The sequence below is a fragment of the Frigidibacter albus genome, assembly GCF_009908165.1.
Classification (GTDB): domain Bacteria; phylum Pseudomonadota; class Alphaproteobacteria; order Rhodobacterales; family Rhodobacteraceae; genus Frigidibacter; species Frigidibacter albus.
Genome location: NZ_JAAAUC010000009.1, coordinates 162,032 through 186,575, shown reverse-complemented (window position 1 = coordinate 186,575; position 24,544 = coordinate 162,032). Strand labels below are relative to the sequence as shown.

Here is a 24,544-nt window from a genome sequence, read left to right as displayed (position 1 = left end):
GCCGCCGCGCCGCCAGCAGCAACATCAGCGCCGTATCGGCCACGTCATCGGTCAGCACATCAGGCGTGTTCGTCAGCCGAACCCCGGCACGCGTCAGCGCGGGGACGTCGATCGTGTCGTAGCCGACGGAGGAGGAGGCCGCGATCCTGAGGTTCGGCACCTGCGCCAGAAACGCCTCGTCGATGGTCACATGGCCATTGCACAGCATCGCCGTACAGCGCGGGCCGACCTCGACCAGCATCGCGACCTTGTCCTCGGCAAGGTCGAGCCGGTGAATTGTATAAGCCTCGGCCAGCAGCGCCATCTGGCGCGGGCGGGTCGGGTAGGCGACAAGCAGATCGGGTTTCATGCGGTCAGCAATCCTTCGGCAAGGCGGGCCTCGCGGCGACGGGCCTGCACCTCGGGATCGGGGTCCAGGCTCGCGGCCAGCAGCGCGCGGGTATAGGGCTCATGGGGCGCGTTGAAGATCTGGCGCACAGTGCCCTCTTCGACGATCTCGCCCTCTTTCATCACGATCACACGGTCCGCGAAATCGCGCACCACCGGCAGGTCATGGGCGATGAACAGGTAGGACAGGCCGAACTCGCGGCGCAGCCCCTCCAGCAGTGCGATCACCTGCGCCTGGATCGACACGTCGAGGGCCGACACCGCCTCGTCACAGACGATCAGCCGCGGCTCCAACGCCAGCGCGCGGGCGATGGCGATACGCTGGCGCTGCCCGCCCGAAAACTGGTGCGGATAGCGCTGTGCCATCCCCGGATCGAGGCCGACCTTGGTCAGCAGTTCCGCCACCCGCGCGCGCCAGCGCGCCCGCGGCAGGATCTCGGGGTGGATCGCCCAGGCCTCGGAGATCAGCTGATAGACCGACATCCGCGGGTTCAGCGACTGGGTCGGGTCCTGGAACACCATCTGGATCTCGCGCCGCAGCCCGAACAGGTCCTTGGGCGGCATCGTCACCAGATCACGGCCCTTGTAGAAGGCCTGCCCGCCCGAAGGCTCCTCCAGCCGCAGCAGCGCCCGCGCCAGCGTCGACTTGCCCGAGCCGCTTTCGCCGACGACCGCCACCGTCTCGCCCGGCATGATGGTAAAGCTGACGCCCTTCAGCGCATGGAAGGCGCCGTAATGCTTGGACAGCCGCTCCACCCGCAGCAGCGGCTCGCCGCCCCGGTCGCGTTCGGCCGGCATCGCGCCCTTGCCGGGCGCGGCGCCGATCAGCTTTTTCGTATAGGGGTGCTGCGGGTTGCTGTAGACCTCGGCGGCGTTGCCGGTTTCCACGATGCGGCCGCTGTTCATCACCACCACGCGGTCGGCAATCTCTGCCACCACGCCCAGATCATGCGTGATCAGCAGCAGCCCCATCCCGGTTTCGGCCTGCAGCTCTTCCAGCAGCGCCAGGACCTGCGCCTGCACGGTCACGTCGAGCGCGGTTGTGGGTTCATCGGCGATCAGGATGTCGGGCTTGAAGGCAAGCGCCATCGCGATCATCAGCCGCTGCCGCTGCCCGCCGGAAAACTGGTGCGGGTATTTCGCCATCGCCTCGGCGGGCTCCGGAATGCCCACACGCTTCAGCAGCGCCAGCGCCCGCTCCCGCGCCTCGGCGGCGGGGGTGCCATGGGTGGTCATCATCTCGGCGATCTGCCAGCCGACGGTATAAACCGGGTTCAGGTGCGCCAGCGGGTCCTGGAAGATCATCGCGATCCGCGCGCCGTTGATGCGCCGGCGTTCCTCGGCGGTCATCTTCAGCATGTCGGCGCCGTTCAGCAGGATACGGCCGCTGGTGATCCTGCCCGGCGGCATGTCGATCAGGTTCATGATCGCCGAGGCCGAGACGGACTTGCCCGACCCGCTTTCCCCCAGGATCGCCAGCGTCTCGCCACGGTCGAGGTGCCAGCTGACATCCTGCACCGCCTTCACGGTGCCGCCCGCGGTATGAAACTCCACCGACAGATCGCAAACCTCCAGCAGATGCTCAGTCATTCTTGCGCCCCCCCATTTCCAGCCGCCAGCGCTGCACCGGATCGAGCGCGATCCGCATCCAGTTCGACAGCAGGTTCAGCGACAGCGTGGTCAGGATGATCGCCAGACCCGGCCAGAACGACAGCCACCAGGCATTCGTAAGGTAGGGCCGCCCCTGCGCGACCATCAGCCCCCAGGTAATCTCGGGCGGCTGGATGCCGATGCCGAGGAAGGACAGCGAGCTTTCGGCCAGCATCACGAAGGCGAAATCCAGCGTGGCGATGGTCAGCAGCGTCGGCAGCACCACCGGCAGGATATGGCGGAAGACGATGCGCAAGTCCGACGCGCCCATGACCTTGGCGGCCTGCACGAACATCCTCTCGCGCACCTCCAGCACCTCGGCGCGGGCGGTGCGCAGGTAGACGGGGATGCGGGTGATCGCCAGCACGATGATGATGTTGAACACCGACGGGTCAAGCATGTAGAGCACGATCACCGCCAGCAGCAGCGAGGGGAACGACATGATCACGTCCCCCAGCCGCGGGATGATCTGGCTCATGCGGCCGCGCGACCACCCCGCCGCGAGGCCAAGGCTGGACCCGATCAGGGCCGAGAAGAACACCGCCCCCGCCGCGATCATCATGGTGTTCTGCGCCGCCACGATGATCCGCACCAGCAGGGGCCGGCCAAGCGCATCGGCGCCAAAGAAGAACTCCCAGTCGCGTTCCATGTCGAAGGGCGGCGCATTGCGCCCGCGCAGGTTCTGCTTGGTCGCGGCCCCCTCCAGCAGCAGCGGGCCGAGCAGGGCACAGATCACCACGAGCAGCAGGAACAGCGCGGCACAGAAGGCGAACTTGTCACGCCACAGCAGGCTGATGACGGTGGCAAGGCCACTCCTGGGCCGGGCGCCGGTATCGGGGGCAATCTGGGTCATGGTCATGGCTCAATACCGGATGCGCGGATCGAGCAGCGCATAGGCCAGGTCGATCAGCAGGTTCATGAGGAAGATCGCCAGCGCCGAGACCATGATCGCCGCCAGCACCACGTTGAAGTCGCGTTGCAGGATAGAGTCGATCATCAGCTTGCCGATGCCGGGAAAGCCGAAGATCGTCTCGACGATCACCGCGCCGTTGAGGATGCCGGCCGCCTGATCGCCGATCACGGTGATCACCGGCAACATCCCGTTGCGCAGCCCGTGCACGAAGATGATGGGGCGGTTGCGCACGCCCTTGGCGCGGGCGGTCTTCACATAGGCCGAGGACAGCACCCCGATCATCGAGCCACGCACCACCTGCAGGATCAGCCCGAAGGGCCGGATGAACAGCACCGACACCGGCAGCACCCAGTGCCAGATGGTCCCGGTGCCGGATGTCGGCAGCCAGCGCAGGTTCACGGCGAACACCACGATGGCGACGATGGCGATCCAGAAATCGGGGGCCGAGGCGCCGACCAGCGAGAAGAAGGTGGCGATGCGGTCGAAGATGCCGCCCACACGGAAGGCGGCCAGCGAGCCGATAACGATGGCGGCGAAGGTCACCAGCAGCATGGTCACGCAGGCCAGCCACAGCGTCCAGGCAAAGCCCTCCAGCACCACGTCGATGGCGGGACGGGAGCGGCGGATCGAATTCCCGAAATCCAGCACCGCAAGGTCGGCGACATAGCGGCCGAACTGCACCATCAGCGGATCGTTCAGCCCGTTGATCTCGCGGAACTGCTCGCGCGCCTGAAGCGAGGCGTCGACGGGCAGGTAAAGGTCGGTCGGATCCCCCGTCAGCCGGGACAGGAAGAAGACCATGATCACCAGCCCGACCAGCGAGATGGCGCTGGCCACGGCCCGTTTGCCGATGAATTTTTTCACGCCCGCTCCTCCCAGAATGGCAACGGGGCGGCAAACATGCCGCCCCGTTCCGTGTCTTACTTGAAGCCGATCTGCGACAGCTGCAGCTCGGAGTTGGTGGCGATGGTCGGCTTGAAGTCCAGGCGCGGGTTCACCCGGCTGAAGCCGACCATATGGAACAGCAGCACGTCGCCGATATGCTCCTCATGGATGCTGGTCATCACCTCGGACCACAGCGCTGCACGTTCCTCGCCGGTGGCCGCGGTGGCTTTGGCGATCATCTCGTCCAGCTCGGGGTAGACGAGGCCGGACTGCTGCCCCTCGGTGCCGTACTTGAAGTACATGGAAAACACCGGGTCGCCCTTGGCATTGTCATGCTGCGCGCTGACCATCTGCGGGCCGCGCTCTTCGGCGAAGGGGCGGTTGTAGTAGGTGTTGTACTCGCCCACTTCCAACATCTCGAGCGTCACGTTGAAGCCCACGTCCTGGAACATCGCCATCAGCGCCTCCAGCACCTCGGCATCGTTCGGGAACAGGCCGATGCGGCCGATGATGCGGATCTCCGCGTCCACCGGCACCCCGTCGGCCTCGGCTTCGGCCAGCAGCTCGCGGGCGCGGTCCGGATCGAAGGCATAGGGCTGAAGGTCCGCATTGTAGCCCGCGGTCGAGGGCGGAACCACCGCCGTGGCCAGGATCGCCTCTTGCGCCATCAGCGTGCCGATGAAGGCCTCGCGGTCGACGGCAAGGTTCAGCGCCTCGCGCACCCGGCGGTCATCCGTCGGCGCGGTCGCGTGGTCGAGCCGCATGTAGGTGGTTTCCGAGTTCGGGTAGGCGAAGTCGGTTTCGGGATTGGTCGCATCCAGCTCGCTGATCACCGGGGCGATGTCTGCCTCGCCCACCTCGATCATCGCGGCGCGGACCGCGCTGTCGCTGCGGAAGATGTAGGTCGCCTTGGTAACCGCCGGCATCTCGCCCCAATAATCCTCGCGCCGTTCCAGCACGATATCGGTGCCCATGTTGCGCTCTGTCATCTCGTAGGGGCCGGTGCCGACCGGGGTCTGCACATATTCCAGCGGCGTCTCTTCCGGCACGATGGTCAGCGAGGACATCAGCAGCGGCAGGATCGGCTGGGCCGGGTCCGAGGTGATGTCGACGGTGGTGTCATCCACCGCGACGGCCTCGATCTCGAAGCCGCCGAAATACTTGCCGCCGATCTCGCAGCTGATCTGGTCGCTGATCGAGCGTTCCAGGGAATGCACCACATCGCTGGCGCCGAACGGCGTGCCATCCGAGAAGCTGACACCGCTGCGCAGCTTGAAGCGCCAGGTGCCGGCCTCGGTCTCTTCCCAGCTTTCGGCCAGCTTGGGCAGCAGCTCGGCCGTGCTCGGTTCGAACACGGTCAGCGTTTCAGAGATGTTCTGCAGCAGCACCCGTCCGATATTGGACTGCGACGCCATGCAGGGGTCGATCAGCTCCAGCTCTTCGCTCAGCACGATGGTCACGGCGTTGTGGTCCTGTGCGAAGGCCGCTGTTCCGAACAGCGCCCCCAGCAGCAAGCCCGTGGTGCATGTCAGTTTATGTGTCATGGAATGTCTCCTCCCCAAACTTCCGGTGATTGTCGGCCTGCCCTCTCGCCCGGGCGCGCCCGCAGACCGGAAAGACGAATCGTCTCCCTGGGCCCTATTGAAATATTAGTGCATCTGAGATTTTTGTGAACCGCTTATTTGCAAAACCGCCACGGCCAGCCGTCACGGCCCATCCGGGGGCATCCGGCGGCGGCCATAACGCGCGCCCCCGGCGGCGATCAGCGTGGCCCCGAAGATGACCGCCGCCCCGATCCAGGTAGAGGCGCCCGCAACCTCACCGAAGAACACGAAGGCCATCCCCGCAACCACCGGCAGCCGCAGGAAATCGAGCGGCGCCAGGAACGAGGCCTCGGCCAGCGCAAAGGCCCGCGTCAGCAGCGTCATGTTCAGCGCCCCAAGCGCGCCTTGCAGCGCCAGCAGCCCGAATTGCGCCGGCGTCGGCGTCTGCCACACGAACAGCGCCGCCAGCAGGCCAAGCGGCGCCATGGTCAAGAGGTTCCATGCCACCAGCCGGTCGGTGGTGTCGCGCAGCGCCATGCGCCGCAGCATCAGCTGGATCACCGCCGTCAGCACCGCCCCCGCCAGCGCAAAGGCCAGCGCCGGGTTCACCCCGCCCTCCCCCGGCCGGATCACGATCAGCATTCCGGCAAAGCCCGCGACCACTGCCAGCAGCTTGGGCAGGGTCATCCGCTCTCCCAGCACGGCCCAGGCCCCCAGCGTCAGGAAGATCGGCATGGTGAAGTTGATCGCCACCACATCCGACAGTGGCGCATGGGCAAAGGCCACGAAGAACGCCACCAGCGAGGCCAGCTTCAGCCCGGCCCGCAGCACATGCAGCCAGCGATAGGGCGAGGCTGCAAGGTCCACCCGCGTCAGGATCCAGGGTAGCACCACCGCAAGCCCAAAAGCGGCGCGGGCGCCGCCGATGATCAGCGGATGCACCTCGCCCGCCAGCAGCCGCACGATCACCGCATCGGCCCCGTTCAGCACGGCCGCGACCCCCATCAGCGCCGCCGCGATCAGCGCGGCGCGCCTGTTTGTCTGAGCTGGCACGGGCATCGCTCCTCGACAGCGACGCAGAGCGCGCCAATCTGACATTCTAATATACCAACTTATGCAGCTGCGAAAGCGCAGTTCTCCCCCAGCACTCCCGTCTGATTGGTGCCCCCGGGGACCGGAGCGCGAAACTCGGCAACCTGGCCAAGCCAACCGCGCTCCTTCCTCCGTTCGATTCAGAGAGACATGACCGGGCGGCGGTTCTTGCGGTGTCGAACAGGCCGGTAACTTGCCCGCGTCCGCTGTCGCGGAAGCAATCGCCCGGCACGGCGCGCCGCTTGACAGGGGCGAGCTTTGCGGCGGGGCACCCGCGTGAACGAGGGCAGCCATGGCGGGACTGGTTTCAGTCGGTCCTGCGCCTCGATCCGGGCGCGCAGAACCCGGTTGCAGGTCTTGCCGCCCGGCAGGTCAGCGAAACAGCTGGCTCAGGTGGTCATTCAGATAGAAGCCCTGCGGATCGAGCTTGCGGCGCAGCGCTCGGAAGTCCTGCGCCCGCGGATAGACCGCCTCCACATCCTCGCCGGTCAGGAAATGCAGCTTGCCCCAATGCGGGCGCGCGCCATAGCCGCGCAGGATCTTGTCCACCGCGCGCAGGTAGTCCCAATAATCCTTGCCCGGCTCGCCCGAGACCGAGACGGTCACGCTGTCTTGCCGGTGGAAGGGACTCATCCACGCCTCATCCCCGGCGGTGAAGCGGTATTCGATCGGGAAGATCGCCTCGGGGAACTCATCGAGCATGATCTTGCGGACCGCCCGCACCGCATCCTTGCCGTGCTGGCGCGGCACGGCATATTCCAGCTCGTGGAAGTTCGGGATGTATTCGATGGGATAGACATCAGAGCTGTAGGCGACCTTGTCGAACTCTCCCTCGAAGGGCGCCTCCTCGGTGATATCCATCACCTTCATCTCGCACACGTCGCTGGTGCGCCCGGTCTTCGAGGTGGCAGAGGTGTCGGGCAGGCAATAGCAGTGGCGGCTTTCCTCATACGGGCACCAGAAGAAGCTGAAATGCCGGTGCTTTTCGGCCAGCTCGTCATGCATCTCCATCGCGGATTCGAAGTCCTCGCGCCAGATGCGTTCCTTCAGGCGGTAGCTGTCCGTCACCTGCAGCGTCATTTCGGAAATGGCGCCAAGGGTGCCAAGCGAGACGCGCCCGGCCAGCAGCAGATCGGGCGTCGTCTCGTCCACCACAAGGATCGACCCGTCCGGCTGCACCAGCTTCATCCCGACGATGCAATCGGCCAGAACCGGCAGCGCGGCGCCGGTCCCGTGGGTGCCGGTGATGAAGGCGCCGGCGATGGCCTGGCTGTCGATATCGCCCTGGTTCAGCATCGACAGCCCCTCGGCCTTCAGCACCTTCACCAGCTCGTTGATCGTGGTCCCCGCGGCCGCCGTCACCCGGCGCTTTTCGCGGTCAACGTGCTTCACGCCCTTCATCCCCGACAGCGTCAGGTGCAGGCCGCTGGTCAGCGCCACCGGCGTGAAGCTGTGGCCCGATCCCGCGACGCGCACGTTCAGCCCCCTTCCCGTCGCCGCCGCGATCATGGCGCAGAGCTCGTCCTCGCTTTGCGGGGCGCCGCGGGCCGCGCGCACGCAAGACTGGTTACCCACCCAGTTGCGCCAATGCGCATGCTCGATGCCGAAGTCGTTGACCTGCATGTTGTGCGACGAAGTCGTCATGGCGGAGCCCCCTTAAAATCACATGGCCGTATAGGCATTGTCGGCAAACAGATGCGCGCCGTTGACGAAGCTGGCCTCGTCGCTCGCGAGGAACAGCGCCGCCGAGGCAACTTCCTCGGGGCGGCACAGGCGCCCCTGCGCGGTGGCGATGGCGGCCTCGGACACGTCGACGCCGTGCTTTTGCAGCAGCTCGATTTCCCGCAGCCCATGCGCGGTGGCGATGAAGCCGGGGCAGATCGCGTTCGACCGGATGCCCCGGTCCCGGAATTCCACCGCGATGGCCCGCGCGAACATGTGGCAGGCGCCCTTCGAGGTGCAGTAGAGCACCTCCATCGGCGTGCCGACGACGCCCGAGATCGACGAGGTGCAGACGATGGAGCCGCCCCCGGCCGCGATCATGCCCGGCAGCACCGCCCTGGTGACAAGGAACATGCTTTTGACGTTCACCGCCATGATGCGGTCCCATTCCTCTTCGGAGGTCTCGAGGAAGGGCAGCGCGGCAAGGATCCCGGCATGGTTCATCAGCACCGTGATCGGGCCAAAGGCCGCCTCCACCTGCGCGACGGCCCGCGTGACCTGCGCCGCGTCGGACACATCTGCGGGCGCGAAGACCGCCTCATGCCCCTCGGCCCGGAGCCGTTCTGCCAAGGCCGAGCCCTCGCTGCGGGGCAGGTCGACGATGCCGACGCGCGCGCCTTCGCGGGCGAACAGTTCAGAGGCGGCGCGCCCGCAGCCCCCGGCCCCGCCGGTGATCAGGGCGGTCTTTCCGTCTAGGCGTCTGGTCAACTGTCCCTCCTGCGTCTGCTCCTATGCATGCCTCAGATCCCCGCGAGCGCTTCCAGGCTTTCGGGCAGGATCTGCCCCCCATCGACAACGATCTGCTGGCCGGTGATGTAGCCCGCCTCGTCCGAGGCGAAGAACAGCGCGGCATTGCCGATATCTTCCACGGCACCAAGGCGCCCCAGCGGGATCGAGGCGGCCATGGTTGCCAGATAGTCCTCGCCAAGCCCCTGCAGGCCTTCGGTCATCACATTGCCGGGCATCACCGCGTTGATGGTGGTGTTGTAGCGCGCCAGTTCCATCGCCGCGGTCTTCAGAAAGCCCAGTTGCCCGGCCTTCGAGGCGCCGTAATGCGCCCAACCCGGATAGCCCGTCACCGGCCCGGTGATCGAGGAGGTGACGATGACGCGGCCCTTGCCCGCTGCCTCGAAGGCCGGAATGCAGGCCTTAACGCAGAGGAACGTGCTCTTGAGGTTGCTGGACATCACGCCATCCCAATCCTCGGGCATCATGTCGACGATCTTGACCTGCGGGAAGATCCCGGCATTGGCGCACAGGATATCGACGCCGCCATGGGCTGCGGTCGCAGAGGCGACGAGGCCCTGCACCTGCTGCCAGTCCGACACGTCGCACAGGTGGAAGGCGGCGGTGCCCCCGGCGGCGCGGATCGCGTCAACGGCGGCGCTGGCCGCAGCCTCGCCCCGTGCGGCGATCATCACCTTGGCGCCCTGCGCCGCAAAGATCCGCGCGATGCCAAGACCGATGCCCTTGGACCCGCCGGTCACGACCACGCTGCGCCCGCTGATGGATGTCAGCATTCCAGTCTCCCTGTTGCCGGTCATGATGGCGCCTCATACGCGGGCCCCTTCGTGACAGGATCACGCGGGCGCGGCCATCGCGCAAGGCCCGTGTTGCAACTGCAGCAATCGGTTTCTAGGCTGCGGTGGTGGACAAAGGAAGGACGGGGATGGGCGGTCTCTATCACGGCGATCTGGTGGAACGGCTTCGGGCCGGGGCGCAGTCGCTTGCCCCGCACTGGGGCCTGTCGCCGCAAACGCAGGTGCGGCTGCTGACCCTGTCCGAGAATGCGACCTTCCGCGCCGACGATCCGGCCCGGGGCGCCCCAATGATCCTGCGCGTCCATCGCCCCGGCTATCATACCGAGGCCGAGATCGCGTCGGAGCTGGCATGGATCGCGGCGCTGCGGCAGGCGGGGGCGGTCACTGCACCCGCCCCGCTGCCGCTGCGTTCCGGCGAGATGATCGCCCGGTTCGAGGAGGGCGGCGATCTGCGCCATGTGGTGGCCTTCGAGTTCATGCCCGGATCGGAGCCCGACCCGGCGGGGGACCTGACGGCGGGGTTCCGCCAGCTTGGCGCGGTCAGCGCCCGGCTGCATGGCCATGCCCGCGGATGGCAGCCGCCCGCAGGCTTCACCCGCAAGACCTGGGATTTCGACAGCGCCTTTGGCCCCGCGCCGCTCTGGGGAGACTGGCGCGCCGCGCCGGGCCTGACCGCGGACAGCGTCGCGGTGCTGGAGGCGCTGGCGGAGCGTCTGCAGCGCGAGCTGGCCGCCTATGGCAATGGCGCCGACCGTTTCGGCCTCGTTCACGCCGATCTGCGGCTTGCCAACCTGCTGACCACGGGGGACCAGCTGGCGGTGATCGATTTCGACGATTGCGGCCTGTCATGGTTCGCCTACGATTTCGCCGCCGCCATCAGCTTTCTGGAAACTTCGCCGATGATCCCGGCCCTGCAGGCCGCCTGGCTGGCGGGATACCGAGAGGTCGCGGCCTTCGGGGCAGAGCATGAGGCAATGCTGCCGGCGCTGATCCTGTTCCGGCGGCTGCTGCTGACCGCATGGATCGGCAGCCACTCAGAAACCGAAACCGCGCAGGAGGCCGGGCTTGGCGCCTATACCGAAGGTACAGCCGAGCTGGCAGAGCGCTATCTGGCAGAGCCCCGCCCATGACCGAGACCCCCGCCATCCGCCAGATCCTCGACATGAATGCCTTCGACGCCAGCGCCGCCGCGGGCGCCGCGCCGGCGGTACGCCGCAGGCTGGGCAACCTCGGGGCTGCCTCGGTCCTGTTCTACCGCGACCCGATCGAGATGGTGTCGGCCAGCGGCTGCTGGATGACGGACGTGGCCGGGCGGCGCTATCTCGACTTCTACAACAACGTCCCCTCGGTCGGGCACAGCCACCCCGCGGTGGTGCGCGCCGTAGCTGACCAGATCGCGCGGCTGAACACCAACACGCGCTATGTGGTGGCCGTGGTCGATGACTACCTCGATGCGCTGAAGGCCCGGCTGCCCGCCGATCTGTCCAATGTGGTAATGACCTGTTCGGGCAGCGAGGCCAACGACTTGGCCCTGCGCATTGCCCGCGCGGTCACGGGGCGACAGGGATTTGTGGTCACGACGAACGCCTATCACGGAAATACCGACCTGGTGACGGGGGTGTCGCCCTCGGCGCTGAAACGCGGGGGGCTGCCAGCGCATGTGGTGGCGATTGCGCCGCCGGGTGCGGCGACCGATACCGAAGCTGGCTTTCTGGCGGCGCTGGCGGCGGCGATGGCCGAACTGGAGGCGCGGGGCTTCGGCATGGCGGCCTTCCTCTGCGACGCGATCTTTTCCAGCGACGGCATTCATGACGGGCCGCCGGGGTTTCTGGCCCGCGCGGCCGATCTGGTGCGGGCCCGCGGCGGCCTGTTCATCGCCGACGAGGTGCAGCCCGGGTTCGGGCGCACCGGCGCCGCCTTCTGGGGCTTTGCCCGCCACGGCGCGGCGCCCGATATCGTGACCATGGGCAAGCCGATGGGCAACGGCTTTCCGATGGCGGCGATGGCGACCCGGCCCGACCATCTGGCCGCCTTCTGCGCCGATACCGGCTATTTCAACACCTTCGGCGGCAACCCGGTCGCGGCGGCGGCCGGCGCGGCGGTGCTGCGGGTGATCGAGGACGAGGGCCTGCAGCACAACGCCAGCGTCACCGGCACTCACCTGCTGTCCGGGATCCGGGCGCTGGCCGCCACCCGCCCGCACATCACGGCAGTGCGCGGCGCGGGCCTGTTCATCGGTGTCGACATCGGCCGCGAGGGCGCCCCCGACCCCGGCCTGACGCTGCGGGTGATCGACGCGATGCGCAGCCGCGGCGTACTGATCGGGGCGGCGGGGCTGCATGGCGCGACGCTCAAGCTGCGCCCGCCGCTGTGCCTGACGCGGGACGAGGCCGACCTGTTCGTCACCGCGCTGGACGACGCGATGGGCGAGGTCGCGCAGCAGGCATAGCCCGACCAGAGCGCCGGCCGGCGCAATTCCCCCGATTGACGGCATTTCGGCATCTGGCCGGCGAAAAAGCGCGTTTCCTTCGTGTCACGCCGCCGGAACCCTGTAGCGTGGCTGCGGGCAGGGGCGACAGGGAGGCACGGATGAAGACGAGATATGCAACACTAGGGCTGGTGGCCAGCGTGGCACTGCTGGGTCATGGCGCGGCCTGGGCCGAACAGCCGCTGCGCATGGGGGCCACGGTCGAACCCGTCATGCAAACCTCGACAGACGCGGTCGGCCAGCCGATTGCCTATCCGCCGGGGGCAGCCGTCGTCACCGCGGCCATCGTCCATCTGGAACAGGGCGTGTCGACCGGCTGGCACCTGCATGAAGTGCCGTTCTTCGCGCAGGTGCTCGAGGGCGAATTGACCGTCGATTATGGAACCAAGGGCCTGCGCGTCTACTCCACCGGGGATACGCTGGTCGAAGCGGTGGACTGGCCGCACAATGGCACCAATACCGGGTCCGGCCCGGTGCGGATCCTCGCGGTCTATATGGGCAGCGACAGCATGAAGAACTCGGTGCTGCTGCCGCACCCGTAGCAGGGAGAGAGCCGGCCCGTCCTGCTGCGGGCCTGCCGCGCCCTTCGCGGACTCCGATGCGATTGTGAATCGCCGAGAACTCGTCGATGCTGGAAGACATGATGGATATGCGCACCACCGCCACCCTCCTGCCGACCGAGGAGGGGATCCTCGAATTCCTGGACCGCTCTGCCGCTCTGTTCCCGGCGGACGCCGCGGACGCGCCCGTCGCCCGCCAGCGCGAGTGGTACGACAGCTTCTGCGCTGCCTTCGACAGACCGATGCCGGCGGGACTGGTCTGGGAGGATGCGGATCTGGCCGGCATCCCGGTCCGGCATTATGCCCCATCGGTTCAGCATACGGCTGCGCGGATCCTCTATCTGCATGGCGGCGGCTTCATGCTGGGCTCCCGCGCCAGCCACCACGCCATCTGTGCCGAGATTGCCGAGGCCATCGGCGCGCGGCTGGTGTCGGTCGATTACCGTCTGGCGCCTGAGCATCTGTGGCCGGCGGCAAGCGACGATGCCTTCGCGGTGCTGCGCGCGCTTCTGGGGGCGGGCGAGGATGTGGTGGCCGTCGGCGACAGTGCCGGCGCCACGTTGGCGGCGGGGATTGCACTGCGCGAGCGGGACGCGCCTGCCCTGCCGGGGCGGCTCTGCGGGCAGGCGCTGATCTATCCCGCGCTTGGCGGCGAGCTGACGCGCGGGTCGTATGTCGAGATGGCCGAGGCTCCGGGCCTCAGCACGGCGGATGTGGCCTATTACCGGCAGCTGTTGCAGGCGCCCGAGGATGACCCCATCGCCCATCCGCTGCGCGGGGCGCAGCTTGCGGGGCTGCCGCCGACCTACGTCACCGCCGCGCGCTTCGATCCGCTCTGCGACGATGCAGCCGCCTATGCGGCGGTGTTGACCCGCGCCGGGGTGGAATGCTGGTATCGGCTGGAGCCGCAGATGGTGCATGGCTGGCTGCGCGCCCGCCATTCCAGCGAGGGCGCAGCGGCGGGCTTCGCCGCGCTGCTGGCCGCCCTGCGCTACCTGACGGATGACCGGCGGCGCAGCGCCGAGGGCGGGCTGCCGAACCGCGCGCGGTAAGCCCGGCTGAGCGCGGATTGCGCCGAAAATCCGGTGCGCACGGCGATCTCCGCCAATGGCGCCCGGCTGTCGGCAATCATGCGCCGCGCCGCCTGCAGGCGAAGCTCCAGCGTGTATTCCTTGGGTGTCATCCCCACCTCGGCCGCGAACAGCGCTTGCAGGCGGCGCAGCGACAGGCCCACGGCGCGGGCGGTGGCCGCAACCGGCTCTGGCGCGTCGAGGCTGCCCTCCATCCGCGCGATGGCGGCCGCCACGCGGGGGTCGCCGCCGGTAGCCACCCCGGCGGCGATGGCGGCAAGCTGGCTCTCGCTGCCGGCGCGGCGGCTGGTGATGAAAGTGCCCGCCACCTGCATCGCCAGCGAAGGGCCATGCCGCGCCGCGATCAGGTCCAGCATCAGGTCCTGCGCCGGCCCCGCGCCCCCGGCCGAGGCGATGCGCCCGTCCAGCACATAGCGGTCGGGCACCAGGTCGAGCTGGGGATAGGCGGCGGCGAAATCCTCCAGATCCTCCCAATGGGTCGTGACCCTCGCGCCACCCAGAAGGCCCGCGGCGGCCAGCAGCCAGGCGCCGCTGTCGATGGCCACGCAGAGCCCCGCCCCCCGCGCCACGCCGCGCAGGTCGCGCAGCACCGGCCCCGCCGCCATTTCCCGCGCGCCATATCCGGCCACCACGAACAGCGCATCGGGCCGTGTCCCGACCGCGCCCTGCAAGGAGGCATCCACCGGCAACCCCAGCCCGCAGGTCAGCGGCACCGCGCCGCCGCTGGCCGACAGGATGCGCCAGCGGAATGCCTCGCGGCACAGATGCCGGTTCGCCACGCGCAGCGGGTCGATCACCGATCCCAGCGTCAGCAGCGAGGCGTGGGGCAGCACGAAGATGGCGATTTCCAGCGGCTGGCCACCCGCCATTGGAAAAAAGGCAAAAGGGTCTGCGCTTTTCGTCATGCCAGCAGCGTATTTCGCCAAGTGACGCCACGCAAGCCGCCTATCCTTCGGGGTCTAACCCACGGAGTCGTTCATGCCGCTTGCCCCCAATCGTGAGGTGTTCATCACCTGTGCCGTCACCGGATCCGGAGCCACGCAGGACCGCAGCCCCCATGTCCCGCGCTCCCCGGCCCAGATCGCTGCGGCGGCCATCGATGCTGCGCGCGCCGGAGCGGCGATCGTCCATTGCCATGTGCGCGACCCCGAAACCGGCAAGCCGGCCCGTGACCCCGCGCTGTATCGCGAGGTGACCGAGCGCATCCGCGACAGCGACACCGACGTGGTGCTGAACCTGACGGCGGGGATGGGCGGCGACATGATCTTTGGCGGGATCGAGGCGCCGCTGCCGCTGAACCCGGCGGGCACCGACATGATCGGCGCCACCGCGCGCGTGGCGCATGTCGCCGAATGCCTGCCGGAAATCTGCACGCTCGATTGCGGCACGATGAACTTTGCCGAAGCCGATTACGTGATGACCAACACCCCCGGGATGCTGCGGGCGATGGGCGGCATGATGACCAAGCTTGGCGTCTGCCCCGAGATCGAGGCCTTCGACACCGGCCATCTGTGGTTCGCCAGGCAGCTGGTCGAGGAAGGCACCCTTGCCGGCCCGGCGCTGGTGCAGCTGTGCATGGGGGTGCCGTGGGGCGCACCCAATGACCTGAACACCTTCCTGGCGATGGTCAATGCGATCCCGGCGGGCTGGAATTGGTCCGCCTTCTCGCTGGGACGCAACCAGATGGATTATGTGGCGGCGGCGGTGCTGGCCGGGGGCAACGTGCGCGTGGGGCTGGAGGATAACCTCTGGCTCGGCAAGGGGCAGCTGGCCACCAACGCGCAGCTTGTCGAGCGGGCGGTGACGGTGATCGAGGGCATGGGCTCGCGCGTCATCGGGCCCGAGGCTGTGCGCAGCCGGCTGGGGCTGACCAAGCGCGCACTGCGGGGGGCCGCAGCATGAAGGCGGCGATCATCGGCGGTGGCGTCATCGGCGGCGGATGGGCCGCGCGGTTCTTGCTGAACGGCTGGGATGTGGCGGTGTTCGACCCCGACCCGCAGGCCGCGCGCAAGATCGGCGAAGTGCTGGCGAATGCGCGCTCTGCGCTGCCGCAGCTGTCCGATACCGGGCTGCCGCCCGAGGGGCGGCTGGTCTTCGCGGGCTCGATTGCCGAGGCTGTCACCGGCGCTGACTATGTGCAGGAAAGCGTCTCAGAACAGCTGGCGCTGAAGCACCGGGTGCTGGCGCAGGTGCAAGCGGCGTGTGATGCGCCCATCGGCTCCTCCACCTCGGGCTTCAAGCCGAGCGAGCTGCAGGCCGGCGCCGCGCGGCCGGGCCGCATCTTCGTGGCCCACCCGTTCAACCCGGTCTACCTGCTGCCGCTGGTCGAGATCGTCGCCTCGCCCGCCTCGACCGAAGCCGAGATCACTCAGGTGCAGGACATCCTGCGCGGGATCGGGATGTTCCCGCTGCATGTCCGCAAGGAGATCGACGCCCATATCGGCGACCGCCTGCTGGAGGCGCTGTGGCGCGAGGCGCTGTGGCTGGTGCATGACGAGGTGGCGACGACGGAGGAGATCGACGAGGTCATCCGCATGGGCTTTGGCCTCAGATGGGCGCAGATGGGCCTGTTCGAGACCTACCGGATCGCGGGGGGCGAGGCCGGGATGCGGCACTTCATGGCCCAGTTCGGCCCGGCGCTGGCATGGCCCTGGAGCAAGCTGACCGACACCCCGCCCTTCACCGCGGAACTGGTCGAACGCATCGCCAGCCAGTCTGATGCGCAATCGGGGCACCATTCGATCCGCGATCTGGAGCGCATCCGCGACGACAATCTTGTGGCGTTTCTGCGCTCACTGAAAGACCGCGACTGGGGCGCGGGGCGGGTGCTGAACGACCATGACCGCTTGCTTGCCGCGCAGCAAGAGCAGCTGAAAGCGACAAAAGATGTCGCTGACGACACGCAGATGGTGGTCCTCCCCTCCTGGATCGACTACAACGGCCACATGACGGAAAGCCGCTATCTTTTCGCCGGGTCGCAGGCAGTGGATGATTTCCTTGCCCGCATCGGCGCCGGACTCGATTATGTGAAGGCCGGACACAGCTACTACACCGCCGAGACGCATCTGCGGCACCTTGCCGAAGCGCGGCTTGGCGACAGGCTGTCGGTGCGCGTGCAGATCCTGTCCCATGACGCCAAGCGCCTGCATCTTTGGATGACCGTGGCGCGGGATGGCACTGAGGTTGCCACCCTCGAGCAGATGCTGCTGCATGTCGACATGGCCAGCGGCAAGCCCTGTCCCGCCGCACCGGAGGTGCTGGCCGCGGTCGCCGAACGGGCCGCGCGCGATGCGGGCCTGCCGCGGCCAGAGGCCGCCGGGCGCCATGTCGGCCAGCGAAAGCAGGCCGCCGCATGAAGACAGTCACCGACTTCCCCCATGAGGTGACCGAGACGCCGCTTGTCTGGATCACCCTGCCCGACGGCACCCGCCTTGCCGCGCGGCTTTGGCTGCCGGACGGCGCGGCGGACAGTCCGGTGCCGGCGATTCTTGAATACCTGCCCTATCGCCGCCGCGACGGCACGGCCCCGCGCGACCAGCTGACCCACCCCTATCTGGCCGGGCACGGCCATGCCTGCCTGCGCGTTGACATGCGCGGCAATGGCGACAGCGACGGGCTGATGGCGGATGAATACACCGCGCAGGAACTGGCGGACGGTGTCGAGGTGATCGACTGGATCGCGCGCCAGCCCTGGTGCTCGGGCGCGGTGGGGATGATGGGTATCTCCTGGGGCGGGTTCAACGCGCTGCAGATGGCGGCGCTGGCACCGCCGGCGCTGAAGGCGATCATCACCCTGTGCTCCACCGTCGATCGCTATGCCGATGACATCCACTACAAAGGTGGCTGCATGCTGGGCGAGAACCTTGGCTGGGCCGGCACGATGTGGTCCTTCTCCTCGCGCCCGCCGGACCCCGACCAGCGCCCCGATGACTGGCGCGAGCTCTGGCTGTCGCGGCTGGAGAATGAGCCGTTTCTGGCGGCAACCTGGTTCCGCCATCAGCGCCGCGATGCCTATTGGCGCCACGGATCGATCTGCGAGGATTACAGCGCGATCCGCGCCGCAGTGATGGCGGTGGGCGGCTGGGGCGACAGCTACAAGAACGCGGTGCCGCAGCTGGTCGAGAACATCAGCGCGCCGGTGCGCGGGATCATCGGGCCGTGGATCCACAAATACCCGCATTTCGCCTCGCCCGAGCCACGGATCGGCTTCCTGCAAGAGGCGCTGCGCTGGTGGGACCGTCACCTGAAGGGCCTGGACACCGGCGTCGATGAAGGCCCGGCCTATGCCGTCTACATGCTGGACGGGGGCCGCCCTGCGACATGGTACAGCCACCGCCCCGGGCATTGGGTGGCGGAACCAGTCTGGCCGCGCCCCGATGCCCAACCTGCGCAATTCGTGCTTGGCCACAGCCCGCAAGGGCACGGCACCCTTGGCAGCGGCGCGCCCTTCGAGGTCCCCCTTGCCAGCCCCGAGCATTGCGGCATGGACAGCGGCGAGTTCTGCGCGATCTTCCTGGGCCCTGAGATGCCGGGGGACCAGCGCCGCGATGATGCGTTGTCGGCCTGCTTCGACTCTGCGCCGCTGGGGCAGACCGACATCCTCGGCGCACCCACGCTGCGGCTGCGTCTGAAAAGCGACCGGCCGGTCGCGCATGTGGCGGTGCGGCTGAACCATGTACATCCCGACGGCGCCTCGACCCGGATCACCTGGGGCGTGCTGAACCTGTGCCACCGCACCTCGCATGCAGAGCCGGAGCCGATGATCCCCGGTGAGGAGACAGAGGTGGAGGTGCCGCTTGACCACATCGCCTATCGCCTGCCCGAGGGGCATCGGCTGCGGGTGGCGGTGTCCTCGACCTATTTCCCGATGATCTGGCCCTCGCCGCGGCCCGTCACGCTGACCCTGACGGGCGGCGCGCTGGATCTGCCGGTGCGCCCGTCCGGCGACGGCGACGAGATCACCCTCCCCGAGGCCGAAGCCGCGGCACCCCTGCAGCTGGAGGTGATCCGCCCCGAGGCCCATATCCGTCGCAGCGAGATCGACCAGCAAAGCGGTCGCATCTCGCTGGTCATCGAGGATGATTTCGGCGAGGCGCGCGACACTACGCACGGGCTGATCAGCGGATCTGTGCTGCGCGAGCGGTGGGAGATCTGCCCCGATGATCCGCTGTCGGCCCGCGCCCTGACCGACTGGACGCAGGTGATCGAGCGGAACGGGCTGCGCCTGCGCACCGAGGCGCGGACCGAGCTTTTCGCGGATGCCACCGACTTCCACCTCAGCGGCCGGGTCGAAGCCTGGGAGAATGACCGCCTCATCTATGCCCGCGACGTAAGCGAAACCGTTCCACGCGACCACCTTTAGCGCATGTGGCGAAATTTCCCGCCGGGCGCGTGAAAACACAAGCCAGCGACGCCGGAATGGCGCAAATTATATCTGACTGATGAATCAATCAGGAAACGCCAGGCCAGCAAGGCCGATCCAAAAGGGAGACGATCCATGAACGATGAACTCAGCTATTATCTGTCGCGCACCCTGAAGGGCTCCATGAACCGGCGCCATTTCTTCGGGCGTGCGGCGGCGCTTGGCCTGACGGCAGCGGCGGCCAACACCCTGATGGCGACCAGCTTGCGCGCGCAGACCCCGCAGAAAGGGGGCACGCTGAAGATCGGGATGCAGGGCGGCGGGTCCACCGACAGCCTTGATCCGGCGCTTGCCGCCAATCAGGTCACCTTCCAGCTGCTGCGCATGTTCGGCGAGCCGCTGGTCGAGAGCGATCCCAGCGGCACGGGCCTGCAGATGCGCCTGGCAGAGGCGGTGGACAGCTCGCCCGATGCCAAGGTCTGGACCTTCCGCATCCGCAAGGGCGTGACCTTCCATGACGGCAGCCCGATGACTCCCGATGACGTGCTGGCCACCCTGCGCCGCCACTCGGATGAGGCGTCGCAGTCGGGCGCGCTTGGCATCATGACCGGCATTGCCGACATGGCGGTGGATGGCGACAACGTTGTTGTGACGCTGGAGGCGGCAAATGCCGACCTGCCCTATCTGCTGGCCGATTATCACCTGCTGATCCAGCCCAAGGGCGGGGTGGACGCCCCGGCCGCGGGTGTCGGAACCGGCGCCTACAAGGTGGTGAACTTCGAACCGGGCGTCCGCGCGGTGTTCGAGAAGTACGATGGCTACTGGGACGACAGCCTGGGCCATTTCGACAGTGTCGAGATCCTGGTCATCAACGACAACACCGCCCGCACCTCGGCGCTGCAATCGGGCCAGGTGCATCTGATCAACCGCGTGGATCCCAAGATCGCCGGCCTGATGGCGCGCGCGCCGACCGTCACCGTGACCGACGTGGCAGGCCGCGGGCATTACGTGTTCATCATGCACTGCAACACCGCGCCCTTCGACAACAACGACCTGCGTATGGCGCTGAAGCTGTCGGTCGACCGGCAGGACATGGTCGACAAGGTGCTTATGGGCTATGGCACCGTCGGCAACGATTTCCCGATCAACGCCGCCTATCCGTTCTTCGACGACACCATCCCGCAGCGGGTGTTCGACCCCGAAGAGGCGGCGCATTACTACAAGAAGTCCGGTCATGACGGCTCCCCCATCGTGATGAGCTGTTCGGACGTGGCCTTTGCCGGCGCGATGGACGCGGCCGCGCTGTTCCAGCAATCGGCGCAGGCGGCGGGCATCCCGCTGGAAATCCGGCGCGAGCCGGGCGATGGCTACTGGTCGGACGTGTGGAACGTGAAGCCGTTCTCGGCTTCCTACTGGGGCGGGCGCCCGGTGCAGGACCAGATGTATTCCACCGCCTATCTGTCCAGCGCCGATTGGAACGACACCCGTTTCAACAACCCCGAGTTCGACGCGCTGCTGAACGACGCCAAGGGCGAGCTGGACGAGGCGAAGCGGCGCGAGATGTACTCGCAGATGGCCTATCTGGTGCGCGATGAAGGCGGGCTGATCCTGCCGATGTTCAACAACTTCATCTCGGCCAACAGCAACGACCTGCAGGGCTGGATCGACGATCCGACGCAGGATCTGATGAACGGGTATGCCCCGCATAAATGCTGGTTCGCCTGAAGGTGCGCGCGTGAACGCGGGATCCCTTCTTGGACTGGTGGCCCAACGCATCGCGTTGGGCCTCGTCCTGCTGCTGGCGGCCTCGGCGCTGATCTTTGCCGGAACGCAGATCCTGCCGGGCGATGTCGCCCAGTCGATCCTTGGCCAGTCGGCCACGCCGCAGGCGCTGGCCAACCTGCGGGCCGAACTGGGGCTGGATCAGCCCGCGCTGACCCGGTATTTCTCGTGGCTCGCCGGGGCGCTGCAGGGCGATCTTGGAAACGCGCTCAGCAACGGGCAGGACATCGCCACGTCGATGTCGCACCGGCTTGGCAATACCCTGTTCCTTGCCGGCACCGCCGCGATCATCGCGGTGCCGCTGGCGCTGATCCTCGGCCTTGTCTCGGTGCGCTATCAGGGCCGCTGGCCCGACAAGGTGATCTCGGGCGTGACGCTGGCCACGGTTTCGGTGCCCGAGTTCATGCTGGGCTACATCGCGATGTTCCTGCTGGCGGTGCAGTTCCAGGTCTTCCCCTCGGTCTCCACCATCTATGACGGCATGAGCCTTGGCGAACAGCTGCAGGCCATCGCGCTGCCCGCGCTGGTGATGGTGCTGGTGGTTCTGGGCCACATGATGCGGATGACGCGCGCCGCAATCCTCAACGTGATGCAGTCGGCCTATATCGAAACGGCAGAGCTGAAGGGCCTGCGCCGCTTCACCATCATCTCGCGCCACGCCCTGCCCAATGCCATCGCGCCGATCGTCAACGTGGTGATGCTGAACCTGGCCTATCTGGTGGTCGGTGTCGTCGTGGTCGAGGTGGTCTTTGTCTATCCCGGGATGGGGCAGTATCTGGTCGATCACGTCTCCAAGCGCGATGTGCCGGTGGTGCAGGCCTGCGGGCTTGTCTTCGCCGCCGTCTATATCGGCATGAACATGATCGCGGATATCGTCGCGCTTCTGGCCAATCCGCGGCTGAGGCATCCCAAATGACCCGTATCCCGATCTCGGCCCTTCTGGGCCTGCTGTTCACTGCCGCGTTCTTCCTGGCCGCAATTCTGGCGCCCTGGCTGTCGCCCTATGGCATGGCCGAGGTGGTGGGCGATGTGTGGGAGCCGATGTCGCCCACCCATTGGCTGGGCACCGATTCCATCGGCCGCGATCTGCTGTCGCGGATGATCTGGGGCGGGCGGGTGACGATCTTCGTCGCCGTCTGCGCCACGCTGATCGCCTTCCTCACCGGCGTGGTCCTGGGCTTTCTGGCCGCCGTGGCCGGGGGCTGGGTCGATCAGGCGCTGTCGCGGCTGGTGGACCTGATGATGTCGATCCCGGCGCTGATCTTCGCGCTGGTGATCCTGTCGGTGATGCCGACGACGCTGCCGATCCTGATCATGGTGATGGGGCTGATCGAATCCACCCGGGTCTTCCGCCTGTCGCGGGCCGTGGCGATCGACATCGAGGTGATGGATTATGTCGAAGCCGCGCGGCTGCGGGGCGAGGGCAACCTGTGGATCATCACCCGCGAGATCCTGCCCAACGCCCTGTCGCCGCTGGTGGCAGAAGCGGGGCTGCGCTTCATCTTCATGGTGCTGTTCATCTCTACCCTCTCCTTCCTTGGCCTCGGGGTGCAGCCGCCCCTGGCGGATTGGGGCGGGATCGTGAAGGAAAACAAGGACGGCATCGTCTATGGCATCCCCGCGGCGCTGTTGCCGGCTGTCGCCATTGCCACCCTCGCCATCTCGGTCAACCTGGTGGCGGACTGGATCCTCAACCGCACTTCGAGCCTGAAGGGGGGACGGGGATGACCGACCTGCTGGAAATCCGCAATCTGAAGATCGGCGCGACCAGCTATCCGCCAGGCGAGCCGCCGCGCGAGGTGACGCTGGTTCACGGGCTGTCGCTGACCCTGGCCAAGGGCCGGGTGATGGGGCTGATCGGCGAGTCCGGCGCCGGCAAGTCCACCATCGGCCTTGCGGCGATGGCCTATGGCCGGGGCGGCGCGCAGATCACCGGGGGCGAGGTCCTGCTGAACGGGATCGACATCCTGCAATCCGGCCCCGCCGGGCTGCGGGCCCTGCGCGGCAAGCGCGTGACCTATGTGGCGCAATCGGCCGCCGCCGCCTTCAACCCCTCCAGGCGGCTGATGCATCAGGTGATCGAGACCACGCTGGCCGCGGGCGTGCCGCTGGCCGAGGCAGAGGCGCGCGCCGTCGCCCTGTTCCGCAAGCTTGGCCTGCCCAATCCCGAGACCATCGGCCGCCGCTATCCGCATCAGGTGTCGGGCGGGCAGCTGCAGCGGGTGATGACGGCCATGGCGCTCTGCCCGGGGCCGGAGCTTGTGGTGTTCGACGAGCCGACCACCGCGCTGGACGTGACCACCCAGATCGACGTGCTGGCCGCGATCAAGGAGGCGATCCGCGACACCGGGGTGGCCGCGCTCTACATCACACACGACCTTGCCGTGGTGGCGCAGGTGGCCGATGAGATCATGGTGCTGCGCAACGGCCGCATGGTCGAATGCGGCGAGACCTCGCAGATCATCCATTCCCCGCGCGAGGCCTATACCAGCGATCTGGTGTCGGTCCGGCAAAAGGACCACCCGGCAAAACCGCCGGGGACAACCGCACTGCTGTCGATCCGCGGGGTCACTGCCCGCTATCCCGGCGTGCCGGTCGATGTGCTGAAGGGCATCACGCTGGATCTGGCGCCGGGGCAGACGCTGGCGGTGGTGGGCGAAAGCGGGTCGGGCAAGTCCACGCTGGCGCGCGCCATCACCGGCCTCCTCCCCCCCTCGCAGGGCGAGATCTTCTTCGATGGCCGCGCCCTGCCTCCGAAACTTGCCGGTCGCAGCCCGGATGACCTGCGCGAGCTGCAGATGATCTACCAGATGGCCGATACGGCGATGAACCCGCGCCAGACGGTCGGCACCATCATCGGGCGGCCGCTGCAATTCTACTTCGGCCTGCGCGGCGCGGAGAAGCGCAAGCGCATCCTCGAGCTGCTCGAGGAAATCGAACTGGGCGCCGGGTTCGCCGACCGCTATCCGGCAGAGCTGTCGGGCGGGCAGAAGCAGCGCGTCTGCATCGCCCGGGCGCTGGCCGCCAAACCGCGGCTGATCCTGTGTGACGAGGTGACCTCGGCGCTCGACCCGCTGGTGGCGGACGGGATCCTCAAGCTGCTGCTGGACCTGCAGCGCGAGGAAGGGGTGGCCTATCTGTTCATCACCCACGACCTTGCCACCGTGCGCGCCATCGCCGACCAGATCGCGGTGATGTACCGCGGCAAGGTCGTGCGCAGCGGGCCAAAGGCCGAGGTGCTGGCGCCGCCCTTCGACGATTACACCGACCTGCTACTGTCCTCCGCCCCCGAGATGCGGCAGGGCTGGCTGGAAGAGGTGATCGCGCATCGCAAGATGGCGGCGGGCGGCAACTGACGACTGACGCTGACGCGGGGCCAACTCCGCCGCCCACGCGGGGCACCGCGCTTCGCTTCTGTCCGTCGCGGTCGACATGCCCGCCCGAGTGCGAGGCGGCGCGCCTCTCACTGGTGAGCCCTTCGGGCCGCCTTCGAATCAGCTGCCGCGGCGGAAGTGAGGGGCGCGAAA

At 67.6% G+C, this 24,544-nt stretch carries 20 protein-coding genes and 1 pseudogene; 11 read left to right on the top strand and 10 right to left on the bottom strand.

The features are described from left to right. The 9 genes and pseudogenes from GVY41_RS15030 to fabG all read right to left on the bottom strand — a co-directional run. Positions 1-349, bottom strand: a pseudogene (locus GVY41_RS15030) (Rossmann-fold NAD(P)-binding domain-containing protein); the annotation flags it as partial. After that, on the bottom strand, positions 346-1,977 hold the full coding sequence (locus GVY41_RS15025) for an ABC transporter ATP-binding protein (RefSeq protein ID WP_161347572.1): 1,632 nt from the start codon (positions 1,975-1,977) through the stop codon (positions 346-348). The pseudogene GVY41_RS15030 and the gene GVY41_RS15025, both read right to left, overlap by 4 nt. Next, a complete protein-coding gene (locus tag GVY41_RS15020) occupies positions 1,970-2,890 on the bottom strand; it encodes an ABC transporter permease (RefSeq protein WP_202456109.1) in 921 nt (306 codons plus the stop codon). Before GVY41_RS15020 ends, GVY41_RS15025 begins: the two co-directional genes overlap by 8 nt. A 9-nt stretch (positions 2,891-2,899) precedes the next feature. Further along, a complete protein-coding gene (locus GVY41_RS15015; protein WP_161347576.1) occupies positions 2,900-3,814 on the bottom strand; it encodes an ABC transporter permease in 915 nt (304 codons plus the stop codon). Positions 3,815-3,870: 56 nt separating this feature from the next. After that, positions 3,871-5,379, bottom strand: a complete 1,509-nt coding sequence (locus GVY41_RS15010; RefSeq protein WP_161347578.1) for an ABC transporter substrate-binding protein — start codon at positions 5,377-5,379, stop codon at positions 3,871-3,873. Between the two features lie 162 nt (positions 5,380-5,541). Continuing rightward, positions 5,542-6,432, bottom strand: coding sequence for a DMT family transporter (locus GVY41_RS15005; RefSeq protein WP_229726066.1), 891 nt, complete (start codon positions 6,430-6,432; stop codon positions 5,542-5,544). A 411-nt stretch (positions 6,433-6,843) separates the two neighbouring features. Further along, entirely contained in the window at positions 6,844-8,115 is a 1,272-nt protein-coding gene (locus GVY41_RS15000; RefSeq protein WP_161347582.1) for a D-arabinono-1,4-lactone oxidase, read from the bottom strand. An 18-nt stretch (positions 8,116-8,133) separates the two neighbouring features. Then, positions 8,134-8,901 (bottom strand): SDR family NAD(P)-dependent oxidoreductase, encoded by a 768-nt coding sequence (locus GVY41_RS14995; protein ID WP_161347584.1) that lies wholly within the window; start codon positions 8,899-8,901, stop codon positions 8,134-8,136. Positions 8,902-8,933: 32 nt separating this feature from the next. Next, positions 8,934-9,713 carry a 3-oxoacyl-ACP reductase FabG gene (gene fabG, locus GVY41_RS14990; RefSeq protein ID WP_161347587.1) on the bottom strand — a complete coding sequence of 260 codons (780 nt, stop codon included), beginning with the start codon at positions 9,711-9,713 and terminating at the stop codon, positions 8,934-8,936. A gap of 149 nt (positions 9,714-9,862) precedes the next feature. Between fabG and GVY41_RS14985 the strand changes: the two genes are divergently transcribed. The 4 genes from GVY41_RS14985 to GVY41_RS14970 all read left to right on the top strand — a co-directional run bounded on the left by GVY41_RS14985 (position 9,863) and on the right by GVY41_RS14970 (position 13,834). After that, positions 9,863-10,864, top strand: a complete 1,002-nt coding sequence (locus GVY41_RS14985; protein WP_161347589.1) for a phosphotransferase enzyme family protein — start codon at positions 9,863-9,865, stop codon at positions 10,862-10,864. Further along, positions 10,861-12,183 (top strand): aspartate aminotransferase family protein, encoded by a 1,323-nt coding sequence (locus GVY41_RS14980; RefSeq protein ID WP_161347591.1) that lies wholly within the window; start codon positions 10,861-10,863, stop codon positions 12,181-12,183. Before GVY41_RS14985 ends, GVY41_RS14980 begins: the two co-directional genes overlap by 4 nt. A 140-nt stretch (positions 12,184-12,323) precedes the next feature. Beyond that, positions 12,324-12,764: a cupin domain-containing protein gene (locus tag GVY41_RS14975; RefSeq protein WP_161347593.1), complete on the top strand. Its 441-nt coding sequence runs from the start codon at positions 12,324-12,326 to the stop codon at positions 12,762-12,764. A 101-nt stretch (positions 12,765-12,865) separates the two neighbouring features. Next, on the top strand, positions 12,866-13,834 hold the full coding sequence (locus tag GVY41_RS14970) for an alpha/beta hydrolase (RefSeq protein WP_211374369.1): 969 nt from the start codon (positions 12,866-12,868) through the stop codon (positions 13,832-13,834). On the opposite strand, the gene GVY41_RS14965 is transcribed toward GVY41_RS14970, so the two are convergent. Further along, positions 13,774-14,778, bottom strand: coding sequence for a GlxA family transcriptional regulator (locus tag GVY41_RS14965; RefSeq protein WP_161347595.1), 1,005 nt, complete (start codon positions 14,776-14,778; stop codon positions 13,774-13,776). The genes GVY41_RS14970 and GVY41_RS14965 overlap by 61 nt on opposite strands. Before the next feature lie 73 nt (positions 14,779-14,851). On the opposite strand from GVY41_RS14965, the gene bcoG reads away from it, so the two are divergent. From bcoG to GVY41_RS14930, 7 genes are all read left to right on the top strand, one after another. Then, positions 14,852-15,775 carry a 3-dehydrocarnitine:acetyl-CoA trimethylamine transferase BcoG gene (bcoG, locus tag GVY41_RS14960; RefSeq protein WP_161347597.1) on the top strand — a complete coding sequence of 308 codons (924 nt, stop codon included), beginning with the start codon at positions 14,852-14,854 and terminating at the stop codon, positions 15,773-15,775. Next, entirely contained in the window at positions 15,772-17,229 is a 1,458-nt protein-coding gene (locus GVY41_RS14955; RefSeq protein WP_161347598.1) for a carnitine 3-dehydrogenase, read from the top strand. The genes bcoG and GVY41_RS14955 overlap by 4 nt, the downstream gene beginning before the upstream one ends. After that, on the top strand, positions 17,226-19,235 hold the full coding sequence (locus tag GVY41_RS14950; RefSeq protein WP_161347599.1) for a CocE/NonD family hydrolase: 2,010 nt from the start codon (positions 17,226-17,228) through the stop codon (positions 19,233-19,235). The genes GVY41_RS14955 and GVY41_RS14950 overlap by 4 nt, the downstream gene beginning before the upstream one ends. 135 nt (positions 19,236-19,370) lie before the next feature. After that, complete coding sequence (locus GVY41_RS14945; protein WP_161347600.1) at positions 19,371-20,960, top strand: ABC transporter substrate-binding protein; 1,590 nt, start codon at positions 19,371-19,373, stop codon at positions 20,958-20,960. 10 nt (positions 20,961-20,970) lie between these two features. Further along, positions 20,971-21,933 carry an ABC transporter permease gene (locus GVY41_RS14940; protein WP_229726067.1) on the top strand — a complete coding sequence of 321 codons (963 nt, stop codon included), beginning with the start codon at positions 20,971-20,973 and terminating at the stop codon, positions 21,931-21,933. Then, the gene (locus tag GVY41_RS14935; RefSeq protein WP_161347602.1) at positions 21,930-22,745 is read left to right on the top strand and encodes an ABC transporter permease; all 816 of its coding nucleotides are present in this window, start codon (positions 21,930-21,932) and stop codon (positions 22,743-22,745) included. The genes GVY41_RS14940 and GVY41_RS14935 overlap by 4 nt, the downstream gene beginning before the upstream one ends. After that, positions 22,742-24,373 carry an ABC transporter ATP-binding protein gene (locus GVY41_RS14930; protein WP_161347603.1) on the top strand — a complete coding sequence of 544 codons (1,632 nt, stop codon included), beginning with the start codon at positions 22,742-22,744 and terminating at the stop codon, positions 24,371-24,373. The genes GVY41_RS14935 and GVY41_RS14930 overlap by 4 nt, the downstream gene beginning before the upstream one ends. The last annotated feature ends 171 nt before the right edge of the window (positions 24,374-24,544 follow it).